The sequence below is a fragment of the Clavibacter sp. A6099 genome (assembly GCF_021919125.1).
Classification (GTDB): domain Bacteria; phylum Actinomycetota; class Actinomycetes; order Actinomycetales; family Microbacteriaceae; genus Clavibacter; species Clavibacter seminis.
In genome coordinates this window covers 1,971,965-1,985,832 of record NZ_CP083439.1, presented here as the reverse complement: position 1 = coordinate 1,985,832, position 13,868 = coordinate 1,971,965, and the positions used below count along the sequence as shown (strand labels likewise).

The 13,868-nt window shown below is 73.9% G+C and carries 14 protein-coding genes; all 14 read left to right on the top strand.

Going from position 1 to position 13,868, the window contains the following annotated elements; translation table 11 throughout:
* The first annotated feature begins 3 nt into the window (after positions 1 to 3).
* Positions 4 to 2,661, top strand: a complete 2,658-nt coding sequence (alaS, locus tag KYT88_RS09360; protein WP_043586571.1) for an alanine--tRNA ligase — start codon at positions 4 to 6, stop codon at positions 2,659 to 2,661.
* On the top strand, positions 2,661 to 3,146 hold the full coding sequence (gene ruvX / locus KYT88_RS09355; protein ID WP_043586572.1) for a Holliday junction resolvase RuvX: 486 nt from the start codon (positions 2,661 to 2,663) through the stop codon (positions 3,144 to 3,146). The genes alaS and ruvX overlap by 1 nt, the downstream gene beginning before the upstream one ends.
* Before the next feature lie 154 nt (positions 3,147 to 3,300).
* Complete coding sequence (gene mltG / locus KYT88_RS09350) at positions 3,301 to 4,653, top strand: endolytic transglycosylase MltG (protein ID WP_237583625.1); 1,353 nt, start codon at positions 3,301 to 3,303, stop codon at positions 4,651 to 4,653.
* The gene (locus KYT88_RS09345) at positions 4,646 to 5,536 is read left to right on the top strand and encodes a shikimate dehydrogenase (RefSeq protein WP_043586573.1); all 891 of its coding nucleotides are present in this window, start codon (positions 4,646 to 4,648) and stop codon (positions 5,534 to 5,536) included. Before mltG ends, KYT88_RS09345 begins: the two co-directional genes overlap by 8 nt.
* Positions 5,537 to 5,673: 137 nt before the next feature.
* On the top strand, positions 5,674 to 6,912 hold the full coding sequence (gene aroC / locus KYT88_RS09340) for a chorismate synthase (RefSeq protein WP_043586577.1): 1,239 nt from the start codon (positions 5,674 to 5,676) through the stop codon (positions 6,910 to 6,912).
* 2 nt (positions 6,913 to 6,914) lie between these two features.
* Positions 6,915 to 7,406 (top strand): shikimate kinase, encoded by a 492-nt coding sequence (locus KYT88_RS09335; protein WP_043586581.1) that lies wholly within the window; start codon positions 6,915 to 6,917, stop codon positions 7,404 to 7,406.
* Complete coding sequence (gene aroB / locus KYT88_RS09330) at positions 7,403 to 8,545, top strand: 3-dehydroquinate synthase (RefSeq protein WP_182480756.1); 1,143 nt, start codon at positions 7,403 to 7,405, stop codon at positions 8,543 to 8,545. Before KYT88_RS09335 ends, aroB begins: the two co-directional genes overlap by 4 nt.
* Complete coding sequence (locus KYT88_RS09325; protein ID WP_043586582.1) at positions 8,542 to 9,324, top strand: SDR family oxidoreductase; 783 nt, start codon at positions 8,542 to 8,544, stop codon at positions 9,322 to 9,324. The genes aroB and KYT88_RS09325 overlap by 4 nt, the downstream gene beginning before the upstream one ends.
* 32 nt (positions 9,325 to 9,356) lie before the next feature.
* A complete protein-coding gene (locus KYT88_RS09320; RefSeq protein WP_043586584.1) occupies positions 9,357 to 9,797 on the top strand; it encodes a type II 3-dehydroquinate dehydratase in 441 nt (146 codons plus the stop codon).
* Positions 9,798 to 9,907: 110 nt separating this feature from the next.
* Positions 9,908 to 10,471, top strand: coding sequence for an elongation factor P (gene efp, locus KYT88_RS09315; RefSeq protein ID WP_012038481.1), 564 nt, complete (start codon positions 9,908 to 9,910; stop codon positions 10,469 to 10,471).
* 3 nt (positions 10,472 to 10,474) lie between these two features.
* Positions 10,475 to 10,888 (top strand): transcription antitermination factor NusB, encoded by a 414-nt coding sequence (nusB, locus tag KYT88_RS09310; RefSeq protein WP_043586586.1) that lies wholly within the window; start codon positions 10,475 to 10,477, stop codon positions 10,886 to 10,888.
* A gap of 105 nt (positions 10,889 to 10,993) precedes the next feature.
* Positions 10,994 to 11,863 carry an ABC transporter ATP-binding protein gene (locus KYT88_RS09305; protein WP_043587843.1) on the top strand — a complete coding sequence of 290 codons (870 nt, stop codon included), beginning with the start codon at positions 10,994 to 10,996 and terminating at the stop codon, positions 11,861 to 11,863.
* Positions 11,864 to 11,936: 73 nt separating this feature from the next.
* Positions 11,937 to 12,989 carry an aliphatic sulfonate ABC transporter substrate-binding protein gene (locus KYT88_RS09300; RefSeq protein ID WP_043586590.1) on the top strand — a complete coding sequence of 351 codons (1,053 nt, stop codon included), beginning with the start codon at positions 11,937 to 11,939 and terminating at the stop codon, positions 12,987 to 12,989.
* Positions 12,986 to 13,852 carry an ABC transporter permease gene (locus tag KYT88_RS09295; protein WP_043586593.1) on the top strand — a complete coding sequence of 289 codons (867 nt, stop codon included), beginning with the start codon at positions 12,986 to 12,988 and terminating at the stop codon, positions 13,850 to 13,852. Before KYT88_RS09300 ends, KYT88_RS09295 begins: the two co-directional genes overlap by 4 nt.
* The last annotated feature ends 16 nt before the right edge of the window (positions 13,853 to 13,868 follow it).

The window sequence follows — 13,868 nt, the reverse complement described above, 5'->3', positions numbered from 1 at the left end:
CGCATGCAGACCGCAGACATCCGCAACGCCTGGCTGACGTACTTCGGCGACCGGGGGCACACCGTCGTGCCGTCCGCGTCGCTCGTGAGCGACGACCCGACCCTGCTGTTCACGGTGGCCGGCATGGTGCCGTTCGTGCCGTACCTCACGGGCGTCGTGCCCGCGCCCTTCCCGCGCGCGACGAGCGTCCAGAAGTGCATCCGCACGCTCGACATCGAGGAGGTCGGCCGCACGCCGCGCCACGGCACCTTCTTCCAGATGAACGGCAACTTCTCCTTCGGCGACTACTTCAAGGAGCAGGCCATCGCGTACGCGTGGGAGCTGCTCACGACGAGCGAGGCCGACGGCGGCCTCGGGTTCTCGCCCGACGACCTCTGGGTCACCGTCTACCACGAGGACGACGAGGCCAGGCAGGCGTGGAAGCGCATCGCGGGCCTGCCGGACGAGCGGATCCAGGGCCTCGGACGCGACACCAACTACTGGCACACCGGCCAGCCCGGACCGGCCGGACCCTGCTCGGAGATCTTCTTCGACCGCGGACCCGCGTACGGCGCCGACGGGGGCCCGGCCACCGACGACGACCGCTACGTGGAGATCTGGAACCTCGTCTTCATGCAGTACCTGCGCGGGGAGGGCACGGGCAAGAGCGACTTCGAGATCCTCGGCGACCTGCCCAAGAGGAACATCGACACCGGCATGGGCCTCGAGCGCGTCGCGTTCCTCAAGCAGGGCGTCGAGAACATGTACGAGATCGACCAGGTGCGCCCCGTGCTCGACCGCGCGGCCGAGCTGTCCGGCCGTCGCTACGGCGCCGACCACGAGGACGACGTGCGCATGCGGATCGTCGCCGACCACGTTCGCTCCTCGCTCATGCTGATGTCGGACGGCGTGCGGCCGTCGAACGAGGGACGCGGCTACATCCTCCGCCGCCTCATGCGGCGCACGGTGCGCGCGATGCGCCTGATGGGCGTGGACACCGCGACCTTCGGCGAGCTGTTCCCCGCGTCGCGCGACGCGATGAAGGCCGCCTACCCCGAGGTCTCCGACGACTTCGACCGCATCACCCGCCTGGCATACGCGGAGGAGGAGACCTTCCTCCGCACGCTCGCCGGGGGCACGACGATCCTCGACGTGGCCGTCGGCGACACGAAGGCGAAGGGCGGCGAGCGGATCGCGGGCGACACCGCGTTCCTCCTGCACGACACCTTCGGCTTCCCCATCGACCTCACGCTCGAGATGGCCGAGGAGAACGGCCTCACGGTCGACCGGGAGGCGTTCGACCGGCTGATGCTGGAGCAGCGCACGCGGGCCAAGGCCGACGCCAAGAGCAAGAAGACGGCCCTCGCCGACCTCACCGTCTACAGCGAGTTCCGGGCCGCGGGCGAGACCCGCTTCACGGGCTACGACGAGCTCGAGACCGGCACGACGATCCTCGGGCTCATCGTCGGCGGCCACAGCGTCGACCACGCGGTCGTCGGCGACATCGCGGAGGTCATCCTCCCCGAGACGAGCCTCTACGCCGAGTCCGGCGGCCAGGAGGCCGACGCCGGCAGCATCGTGGGCCAGGGCTTCGACCTCGAGGTGCTCGACGTGCAGAAGCCCGTGAAGGGCCTCATCAGCCACCGCGTGCAGGTGCGCTCGGGCGAGGTGGGCGTCGGCGACGCGGCCACGACCGTCGTCGACGCCGACTGGCGCCGCGGCGCGACCCAGGCGCACTCGGGCACGCACCTCGTCCACGCAGCGCTCCGTCAGGTGCTCGGCCAGGACGCGCACCAGTCCGGGTCCTACAACCGGGCCGGCTACATGCGCCTCGACTTCGCGTGGAACCAGGCGCTGAGCCCCGAGACGCGCAGCGAGATCGAGGACATCGCGAACGGCGCCGTGCGCGACGACCTGCAGGTCGTGACGCGCGTGATGCCCATCGACGAGGCCAAGCAGCTCGGCGCCATGGCGCTGTTCGGCGAGAAGTACGGCGACACCGTGCGCGTGGTCGACATCGGCGGCCCGTGGTCGCGCGAGCTGTGCGCCGGCACGCACGTGTCGTCCAGCGCGCAGATCGGGCTCATCAACGTGGTGGGGGAGTCGTCCGTCGGATCCACCAACCGCCGCATCGAGTCGCTCGTCGGCCGCGAGGCGTTCCAGGACCTGGCGGTGGAGCGCGCCATCGTGTCGCAGCTCACCTCGAGCCTCAAGACGCCGCGCGAGCAGCTGCCCGACCGCATCGCCGACCTCATGCAGAACCTCAAGACCGCGGAGCGGCGCATCGCCGACTTCGAGGCGCAGGCGCTGCAGCAGCGCGTGCCCGCGCTCCTGCAGGAGGGCGCGCGCGTCGGCGCCGTGACGCTGATTCAGGAGTCGCTCGGCAGCGTCCGCTCCGCCGACGAGGTGCGCCAGCTCGTGACCCTCGTGCGCGAGCGCGCGGGATCGGAGCCCGTCGTGGTCGCCCTCGCCGGCGACGCGGGCGGCAAGCCGACCGTCATCGTGGCCACCAACCAGGCCGCGCGCGACGCGGGCGCCAAGGCCGGGCAGCTCGCCCGGGCGGCGGCGGCGGTGCTCGGCGGCGGCGGAGGCGGCAAGGACGACCTCGCGCAGGGCGGAGGATCCGACGTCTCGGCCATCGGCGACGCGCTGACCGCGGTGCGCCAGGCGCTCGACTCCTGATGCGGATCGGATCCCGGCTCGCGGTCGACGTGGGGAAGGCCCGCGTCGGGCTCGCCCGCTCGGATCCGCACGGCCTGATCGCGACGCCCGTCGAGACCGTGCCGCGCGATGCCGGCGGCTCCGCGGACGTGCGGCGGATCCTCGAGGTCGCCGCCGAGATCGACTGCACCGAGCTCATCGTGGGACTGCCGCTCGCGCTCTCGGGCCGGGCGACCGCATCCACGGATGACGCGGAGGGGTTCGCCCGGCGGCTCGCGGATGCCACGGACATCCCCGTGCGGCTGGTCGACGAGCGCCTCTCGACGGTCTCCGCCCAGGGCGCCCTGCGCGCCTCGGGCAGAGGCTCCCGTAAGCAGAAGCCGGTGATCGACCAGGTGGCGGCCGTTATAATCCTTCAACATGCGCTCGAGACCGAGCGCGCCGCCGGCTCCCCACCCGGTGCTCTCGTCCCGAGGAACCGAGTCGATCCTGACCGACACGCCTGAGAACGATCCCACCCGACGCGCCACGGCGGCCGCGGGCGGAGGTGGCGACCCCTTCGAGAGCCTGTTCGGCGAGCAGGCGGCGGCACCCGGACGTCCATCGTCTCCCGCTCCTGCGCCGCGTGGCGACGGACCGGGCATCGGCACCGGCGCGCCCATGACGCGCCGCGAGCTCCGTGCCCTGCGCGAGGCGGCCGAGGCGCAGGCAGCGGCTCCCGCTCCCGCTCCCGCTTCCGCCCCCGCTTCCGCGACGGATGACGGGCCGCGACGCCCGGCGCCCGAGGCGCGTCCCGTCGGACGGGATGCCGCGCCCCGGCCGTCCGCCGACGCTCCGCGACCCGCGACCGAGGAGCGGGAGCGCGTCGCCGTGCCCGCCACCACGGCGACGCGCGAGACGCCGGCCGCCCCTCGTGGCGCACCGCCGCGCGCGGCCGCCCCCGTCGCCCCGAAGCCCAAGCGCCGCCACCCGAAGTGGCCGTACGTCGTGCTGCTGCTCGTCGTGCTGTTCGGCGGTGCGGCCGTCATCGCGACGTCGCTGTTCGGCCCGGTCGTCTCCGCCCTGCTCACGCCCGCCGAGCCGACCGACTACGACGGCGACGGATCCGGCGAGGTCCAGGTGGTCGTCAAGACGGGTGACACCGGCAGCACCATCGGCGACACGCTCGCCTCCCAGGACGTGGTGAAGACGTCGAAGGCGTTCTACCAGGCCGTCGTCGCGTCGGGCGGCGAGGTCGTCTTCCAGCCGGGCACGTACACGCTGCGGAAGCAGATGAGCGCGGCGTCCGCGCTCGCGATGCTCCAGGATCCCGCCAGCCAGATCCAGGCCAAGGTCACCATCCCCGAGGGCCAGACCGCCGCGCAGGCGTTCGAGCTCATCGCGGAGGGCACGGGCACGCCCGTCGCCGACCTCGAGGCCGCCGCGTCGGATCGCGCCGCGCTCGGCATCCCGGCCGAGGCGCCGAACATCGAGGGCTACCTCTTCCCGGCCACCTACGACTTCCCGCCGGGCACCTCCGCGACGGACATGGTGAAGGCGATGGTGAGCCGCACCTTCCAGGCGCTCGACCAGGCCGGCGTCGCGCCCGCCGACCGGCACCGCGTCCTCACGCTCGCCGCGCTGATCCAGAAGGAGGCCCGCTTCGAGGGGGACTTCTACAAGGTGTCGCGCGTCTTCCAGAACCGCATCGCGATCGGCATGCCGCTGCAGTCGGACGCGACGGTCGCCTACGGCGCGAACTCGGTCGGCCGCGTGACGACCACCGACGCCGAGCGCGCCGACGACAACCCGTGGAACACCTACGTGCACCCGGGCCTGCCGATCGGCCCCATCTCGAACCCGGGCGACCTCGCGATCAAGGCGGCGATCGCCCCAGCCGACGGCCCGTGGCTGTACTTCGTCACCGTGAACACCATCACGGGCGACACCGTCTTCTCCCAGACGTACGAGGAGCACCAGAAGGCCGTCGCGCAGTGGCAGCAGTTCATGAAGGACAACCCGGGCAATGGCTGACCCGCGGACGCCGGCCGTGCGGCTGGCGGTCCTCGGCAGCCCCATCGCGCACTCGCTGTCGCCGCGGCTGCACGCAGCGGCATACGCGGTGCTGGGGCTCGACTGGACCTACGAGGCTGTGGAGTGCACGGGGGCGGACCTCGGCGGTGTCATCGCGGGGCTCGGGTCCGATTGGCGAGGCCTCTCGCTCACCATGCCGCTCAAGCGCGACGTGCTGCCGCTCCTCGACGTGATCGACGAGACTGCCCGGCTCGCGGGCGCGGCCAACACGCTGCTGCTCGAGCGCGACGCGGCGGGGGCCGTCGTCCGGCGGGGCGCGAACACGGACGTCGCGGGCATCGTGCGCGCGCTCGGGGCGGCCGGAGTCGAACGCTCGCAGCGGGCCGTCGTGCTCGGCGCCGGATCCACGGCGCACTCGGCTGTCGTCGCGCTGGCCCGCATGGGGGCGCACGAGGTCGTCGTCGCGGCCCGTCGGCCGGAGCAGGGGCGGGAGCTCGCGCCGCTGGCCGCGGAGCTGGGCGTCGCGCTCCGCACCGCCCACCTCGACGACGCGGCGGGCGCGCTCCGCGAGGCCGACACCGTGGTCAGCACCCTGCCGGGCGACGCCGCCGCGGCCGTGCCGCTGCCGACCGCCCTGCCCGAGGCGACCGTGCTCCTCGACGTGACGTACGCGCCGTGGCCCACCGGGATCGCGTCGGCGTGGGAGCGCGCGGGCGGCCGGGTCGTGCCGGGGATCGACATGCTCGTGCACCAGGCGCTCGGCCAGGTGCGGCTGTTCGTCGCGGGCGACGCGGAACGGCCGCTGCCTGACGCGGAGCGCGTGCTGGCGGCGATGCTCGCGAGCGTCGGCCGCGATCCGCGGAGGCCCTGGACCGGCGCCTGATCCGCGGGCCGGTCCCTGCCGCTGTGGGAGGCCCTGGATCGGCGCCTGATCCGCGGGTCGGTCCCTGCCGCTGTGGGAGGCCCTGGATCGGCGCCTGGCCCGCGGGTCGGTCCCTGCCGCTGTGGGAGGATGGGGCCATGCTGCGTTGGCTCACCGCCGGGGAATCCCACGGCCCCGAACTCATCGCCGTCCTGGAGGGCCTGCCCGCGGGCGTGCCCGTCAGCCTCGACGGCATCCGCGCCGACCTCGCCCGTCGCAAGCTCGGCTACGGCCGCGGCGCGCGCATGGCGTTCGAGCAGGACGAGCTGAGCCTGTCCACCGGCGTGGTCCACGGGCGCACGCTCGGCAGCCCCATCGCGGTGCGCATCGGCAACACGGAGTGGCCCAAGTGGGTCGACATCATGAGCCCCGAGCCGGTGGATCCGGAGAAGCTGCAAGGCGCGCGCGCCGCGGCCCTCACGCGTCCCCGCCCCGGTCACGCCGACCTCGTGGGCATGCAGAAGTACGACTTCGACGAGGCGCGTCCCGTCCTCGAGCGCGCGAGCGCCCGCGAGACCGCGGCCCGCGTCGCGCTCGGCGCCGTCGCGCGCGCGTTCCTCGCCGAGCTCGGCATCACGCTCGTCAGCCACACGCTCGCCATCGGCCCCGTCCGCGTCCCTGAGGGCGCCCCTCTGCCGACGCCCGCCGACGTGGACGCGCTCGACGCGGATCCGCTGCGCTGCTTCCACCCCGAGACCAGCGCCCGCATGGTCGCGGAGGTCGACGACACGAAGTCCGGCGGCGACACGGTCGGCGGCGTCGTCGAGGTCCTCGCCTACGACCTGCCGCCCGGCCTCGGCTCGCACGTGCACTGGGACCGCCGCCTCGACTCCAAGCTCGCGGCCGCGCTCATGGGCATCCAGGCGATCAAGGGCGTGGAGGTCGGGGACGGCTTCCTCACCACCACGCGCCGCGGATCCGAGGCGCACGACGAGCTCTTCTCCACGGCGGCCGGCATCGGCCGGTCCACGGACCGCGCCGGCGGCACCGAGGGCGGCATGTCGACGGGCACGGTCCTCCGCGTCCGCGCCGGCATGAAGCCCATCGCGACCGTGCCGCGCGCCCTCCGCACCATCGACACCGCCACGGGCGGCGCGGCCCCCGCGAACCACCAGCGCTCCGACGTGTGCGCGGTCCCGGCCGCGGGCGTCGTCGCCGAGGCCATGGTCGCGCTCACGCTCGCCGACGCCGTGCTGGAGAAGTTCGGCGGCGACTCCGTGGGCGAGACACTGCGCAACCTCCGCGGCTACCTCGACGCGATCCCCGAGGGCCGCCGCACCGGCGCCGACCTCGTGGACGAGGCGGACGCCGCGCCGCCGGCGGCACCCGAGGCCTGAGCGTGCCGGTCGTCCTGATCGGCCCGCCCGGCGCGGGCAAGACCACGGTCGGCCGCCGCGTGGCGAAGGCCCTGGGGCTGCCGTTCACCGACACGGACCGGGCGATCGTCCAGGCGCACGGATCCATCGCCGACATCTTCCGCGAGCACGGCGAGCCGCGATTCCGCGAGCTCGAGCGCGCCCAGGTCGCTGCCGCGCTCGCGGACGACGGCGTCGTCTCGCTCGGCGGGGGAGCCGTCCTCGATCCCGCGACGCGCGCCGATCTGGAGGCCTGCCGGGTCGTGCTCCTCACCGTGAGCGAGCACGCCGTGCGCTCGCGGATCCGCGGCCACGACCGCCCGCTCGTCGACGGCCTCGACAGCTGGCGGCGCATCGTCGCCGACCGCGAGGAGCTCTACCGCTCGCTCGCCGACCTGACCATCGACACCTCCGACCGCCCGCTCCCGCGCATCGCGCGCGAGATCGAGCGCTTCGCCCGGGAGAGGCAGCCATGACCGAACCGACCCCCACCGCGACCCCCACCGCGAGCCCCGCCGCCGGGAGCGACGCCGTCGAGCCCGACGCGCCCACCGTGATCCGCGTCTCCGGCACCCCCGGCTACGACGTCACCGTGGGCCGCGGCCTCGTCCAGGGCGTTGGCGCGCTGCTCGGCCCGCGCGTCCGCAAGGTGCTCATCGTGCACGCGCCCGCCCTCGCCGAGGAGGCGTCCCGGCTGCGCGAGCGCCTGCAGGGCGACGTGGAGGTGTACCTCGCGGAGGTGCCCGACGCGGAGGGCGCCAAGCGCGTCGAGGTCGCGGCGTTCTGCTGGAAGATCATGGGCACCACCGACTTCACGCGCTCGGACGCCGTCATCACGCTCGGCGGCGGCGCCACGACCGACCTCGGCGGGTTCGTCGCGGCCACGTGGCTGCGCGGCGTGATGCTCATCCAGATCCCCACGACCGTGCTCGCCATGGTCGACGCGGCCGTCGGCGGCAAGACGGGCATCAACACGTCCGAGGGCAAGAACCTCGTGGGCGCCTTCTACGCGCCGACAGCCGTGATCGTCGACCTCGACCTGCTGGCGACCCTGCCGCGCAACGAGATCGTCACGGGCTTCGCGGAGATCGTGAAGGCCGGGTTCATCGCCGTGCCCGAGATCCTCGACATCATCGAGCGGGACGTTGCGCGCGTCACGGACCCCACGAGCCCGGAGTTCCGCCGCGTCGTCGAGCTGTCGATCGCGATGAAGGCCGAGGTCGTGGGGGAGGACTTCACCGAGAAGGGCCGCCGCGAGATCCTCAACTACGGCCACACGCTCGGCCACGCCATCGAGCACGCCGAGCGCTACCGCTGGCGGCACGGCGCGGCCGTCGCGGTCGGCATGGTCTTCGCGGCCGAGCTCTCGCGCCTCACGCGCTCGCTGTCCGACGAGGCGGTGGACCGGCACCGGCGGATCCTCGACTCGCTCGACCTCCCCACCAGCTACCCGGTCGGCCGCTGGCCCACGCTCGTCGCGAGCATGAAGCGCGACAAGAAGGCGCGCGGCGACATGATGCGGTTCATCGTGCTCGACGGCGTCGGCCGGGCGAGCGTGCTCAACGGGCCCGAGGAGGCGCTGCTGTTCGCGGCGTACCAGGAGATCGGCTCGTGACGGATCCCGCGCATCCCGACCGGCCCCGGCCCGTCGCGCTCGTCACGGGCGTCGGCCGCGTCTCCGGCATCGGCGCCGCCGTCGCGGAGGGCCTGGCCCTCGACGGCTGGGACGTCGCCTTCACCTACTGGTCCGACTACGACGCCCGGATGCCCTGGGGCCGGCAACCCGAGGACCCTGCGCGCGTCGCCGAGTCCGTCGAGCGCGCGGGCGGCCGGGCGCACGGCGTCGAGGCCGACCTCGTGGACACGGCCGCGGCCGAGCGGATCCTCGACGCGGTCGAGGCGGGGCTCGGCCCGATCACGGCGCTCGTCCTCTCGCACGCCGAGTCGGTCGACAGCGCGCTCCTCGACACCAGCGTCGAGAGCCTCGAGCGGCACCTCGCCGTCAACGTGCGGGCGTCGCTCCAGCTCATCCAGGGGTTCGCGCGCCGGTACCGCGCGGTGCCCGGCGCCGGCCGCATCGTCGCGCTCACGAGCGACCACGTCGTCGGCAACGTTCCCTACGGCGCGAGCAAGGCCGCGCTCGACCGCGTCGTCATCGCCGCCGCGCGCGAGCTGGAGGACGTGCGCATCACCGCGAACCTCGTGGACCCCGGGCCCACGGACACGGGCTGGTTCACCGACGAGATCCGCGAGACCCTGCGGGAGACCACGCCGCGCGGCCGCCTCGCCGAGCCCCGCGACGCGGCGGCGCTCGTGTGCTTCCTCGTCTCGGCCGAGGGCGGCTGGATCAACGGCCAGCGCATCCGCTCGGACGGCGGCCAGAGCGTCGGCTGAGCGGGCCCGGGCCGCGCCCTAGGCTGGTGCGCATGTCACGCGTGCTCGTCCTCAACGGCCCCAACCTCGGACGGCTCGGCAGCCGCGAGCCCGACGTGTACGGCACCGGGTCGCTCGACGACCTCCGCCGCGAGCTCGTCGCGTTCGCGCCCGACGACGTCGAGATCGACCTCAGGCAGACCGACGACGAGGCGACCCTCATCGGCTGGCTGCACGAGGCCGTCGACACGCGCACGCCCGTCATCATGAACCCGGCCGCCTTCACGCACTACTCGTACGCGCTCCGCGACGCCGCGGCGCTCGTCACGAAGGCCGGCATCACGCTCCTCGAGGTGCACATCTCCAACCCGCACGCGCGCGAGGAGTTCCGGCACACCAGCGTCATCTCGCCCGTCGCGACGGGCGTCATCGCGGGGCTCGGGCAGGGCTCGTACCTCCTGGCCCTCGCGCACGTCGTGACCGGCACCCGTTAGGCTGATCCCTCGGATCGCCACGCCGCCCGCACCGGGTCGGCCCCGGCATCCCCGTGCGGCCGCATCGACGCCGCACCTCCCGCTCGTCGAACAGGCAAGGACCCTCCCGCATGGCCTCTACCGCTGACATCAAGAACGGCGTCGTCCTCAACATGGACGGCCAGCTGTGGACCGTCATCGAGTTCCAGCACGTCAAGCCGGGCAAGGGCGGCGCGTTCGTGCGCACCAAGGTCAAGAACGTGATGAGCGGCAAGGTCGTCGACCGCACGTTCAACGCGGGCGCGAAGATCGAGACCGAGACGGTCGACCGCCGCGACTTCCAGTACCTCTACGCCGACGGCGAGAACTTCGTGTTCATGGACACGAGCGACTACGACCAGATCACGCTGTCCGCCGCGCAGGTCGGCGACGCGAAGAACTTCATGCTCGAGAACCAGGACGTCACCGTGGCGCTGCACAACGGCGAGGGGCTCTACGTCGAGCTGCCCGCGTCCGTCGTGCTCACCATCACGTACACGGAGCCGGGCCTGCAGGGCGACCGCTCGACGGGCGGCACCAAGCCCGCGACCGTCGAGACCGGGCACCAGATCCAGGTCCCGCTCTTCCTCGAGCAGGGCACGCGCGTCAAGGTGGACACCCGCACGGGCGACTACCTCGGCCGCGTCACCGACTGACCCGTGAGCGCACGCACCAAGGCGCGCAAGCGCGCCCTCGACGTCCTCTACGTCGCGGACATCCGCGGCGAGTCCATCCCCGCGACCCTCGCGGTCGAGCAGCAGCGCGCCGCGGCCGAGCCCGACCGCCAGGCCTCGTGGCAGTACGCGCGCGAGATCGCCGAGGGCTTCGTCGAGCACCAGGACGAGATCGACGAGCTCATCGAGACGTACTCGGTGAACTGGACGCTCGCCCGCATGCCCGCCGTCGACCGCGCGATCCTGCGCATCGGCATCTGGGAGATCCTCTTCAACGCCGACGTGCCCGACGGCGTCGCGATCTCGGAGAGCGTGGACCTCGCGTCGTCGCTCTCGACGGACGAGTCGGCCTCGTTCGTGAACGGCATGCTCGCGCGGATCGCGGCGACGCAGGCCTAGGCGTCGCGGGGTGCGTCGCGCCACCCCGTTACCTCGCGTGACGCCCCGCGACCGCGTGTGACGCGGGACGTTCCGCCGGTGCCCGGGCCGTCCTACCGTCGGGTCATGCCCGTCACCGCATCCGCATCGCGACCCGACCGGACGACCGCCGCGTCGCCCGCTCCCGCCCCGGATGCGACCGCGGGCTCCGCCGGCGCGGTCGAGCTCCGCGGGGTCGGACGGTCGTTCGCCGTCGACGGATCCAGGGCCCGGCGCACCGTGCTGCGGGACGTGGACCTCGACCTCGCCGCGGGCGACGTCGTCGCCGTCCTCGGGCCGTCCGGCTGCGGCAAGTCGACCCTCCTCCGCCAGGTGAGCGGCCTCGACAGGCCCGACGCCGGATCCATCCGCATCGACGGCACGCCCGTGCGTGACGTCGACCAGCGCTCCGCGGTCGCGTTCCAGGAGCCGCGCCTGCTGCCGTGGCGCACCATCCGCGCCAACGTCCGCCTCGGACTGCCCCGCGACGTGCCGCGCGCCGAGGGCGACGCGCGCGTGCGCGACCTGCTCGAGCTGACCGGCCTCGCCGAGGCCGCCGACCTCCGTCCCCGGCAGGTCTCCGGCGGCATGGCCCAGCGCGCCTCGCTCGCCCGCGCGCTCGCCCGGCGGCCCCGCGTCCTCGTGCTCGACGAGCCGTTCGGCGCGCTCGACGCCCTCACGCGCCTGCGCATGCAGGACCTGCTGCTCGACGTGCACGCCGCGATCCCGACCACGGTCCTCCTCGTCACGCACGACGTGGACGAGGCCCTGCACCTCGCCGACCGCGTGGTGCTGCTCGGCCCGGATCCCGCGGACGGCGCCGCACCCGGCGCGATCGTCCGCCGCGTCCTCGAGGTGCCGGGCGCCCGCCCGCGCGACCGCGGCGACGCGACCCTCGCCGCCCTCCGCGCCGAGCTGCTCGAGGGGCTCGGCGTGCCGGGCCACCGGGCGCGCTGAGCCGGCCGACCGCCACCCACCCGCACCACACGCCGCCCACCCGCACCACCCGACACCGCACCGAGGACCCACCGTGACCCGTCTCCTGCCCCGCAGATCCCTCCCCGCCCTCGCGCTCGCGGGCGTCGCCGCGATGCTCCTCGCCGGGTGCGCCGCGGGGGAGGGCTCGTCCGTCGCCCCCGCCGCCGAGGCATCCGCGGATCCCGCCGGGTGGAGCGCCGACACGCTCACCCTCGACTGGGCGACCTACAACCCGCTGAGCCTCATCGTGAAGGACCAGGGCCTCGTGGAGGAGCGGCTGGGGACGGACGTGACGGTCGACTGGGTGCAGAGCGCCGGATCCAACAAGGCCAACGAGCTGCTGCGCGCCGGGGCCGTGGACGTGGGATCCACCGCCGGGTCCGCCGCGCTCCTCAACCGGGCCAACGGCTCGCCCATCCGCACCATCGACGTGTACTCGCAGCCCGAGTGGACCGCGATCGTCGTGCCGAAGGGGTCACCCATCACGAGCGTCGACCAGCTCCGCGGGGCCGACATCGCCGCCACGAAGGGCACCGACCCGTATTTCTTCCTGCTGCAGACGCTCGACCAGGCGGGCATCCCCGCCTCCGACGTCACGATCCAGAACCTCCAGCACGCCGACGGCCGCGCCGCGCTCGAGAACGGCTCGGTCGACGCGTGGGCCGGGCTGGACCCGCTCATGGCGGCGAGCGAGGCCGAGGCGGGATCCACGCTGCTGTACCGGAACGTCGACTTCGCGACCTACGGGTTCCTCAACGCCACGCAGTCGTTCCTCGACGCGTCGCCCGACCTCGCGCAGGCCGTCGTCGACTCCTACGAGGAAGCTCGCGCGTGGGCCGTCGACCACCCCGACGAGACCGCGGCGATCCTCGCGCAGGCCGCCGCGATCGACCCCGCCGTCGCCTCCACCGTGATCGACCGCACGAACCTCGGCGTGGATCCCGTCCCCGGCGACGCCCAGCGCGCCGTGCTGGAGCGCGTCGGCCCGATCCTCGTGGAGTCCGGCGACGTGCCGGACCAGGGGAAGGTCGACACCGCGCTCGACGAGCTGTTCGAGCCGCGGTTCGCCGAGGCCGCGGACGCCGCCTCCGGGTCGGCCGGATGACCGCGCTCCGGCCCGCGCGGGAGGACGTCCGCACGGGCGGCCGCGCGGGCGCCGAGGTCCCGGACGACGTCGGCGATCGCGTCGCGCGGCCGGCGCCCGGCCGGGCGACCCGTGGCGTCCTCCTCCGGGCCGCCGTGGGCCTCGTCGTCCCCGTCCTTGTGGTCGGCCTCTGGGCGGTCGTCACGGCGACGGGCGCCGTGCCCGCCCACCTCCTGCCCGCGCCGCTCGACGTCGTGCGCGCCGGCGTGCAGCTCGCCGAGCAGGGGATCCTCGGGCGGTACGTCGCCATCTCGCTGCAGCGCGTGCTCCTCGGCTTCGCGCTGGGGGCCACGGTGGGACTCGTGCTCGGGGCCGTCGTCGGGCTGTCTCGGATCGGCCGGCTCCTCCTCGCGCCGACCGCGGGCGCGTTCCGCACGGTGCCGTCGCTCGCGTGGGTGCCGCTGCTGCTGCTCTGGATGGGGATCAACGAGGACTCCAAGGTGACCCTGGTCGCCATCGGCGCGATGTTCCCCGTCTACACGACCGTCGCCGGGGCGCTGCGGCACGTGGATCCGCACCTCGTGGAGGTGGGACGCGCGTTCGGGCTCACGCGGATCCCGCTGCTCCTCACGGTGCAGCTGCCGGCCGTGCTGCCCGCCGTCGTCTCCGGCCTCCGCCTCGCGCTCGCGCAGTCGTGGCTGTTCCTCGTGGCGGCCGAGCTCCTCGCCGCGTCGATGGGGCTCGGCTTCCTGCTCACGGAGTCGTCCGCGAACGGACGCGTCGATCGGGTGCTGCTCGCCATCGTGCTGCTCGCCGTGCTGGGCGCCGTCACCGACGCGGTCGTGGGCCTGGTCGAGCGGGTGCTCGTGCGGCGCTGGGGCTGACCCCGCCCGCTCCGTG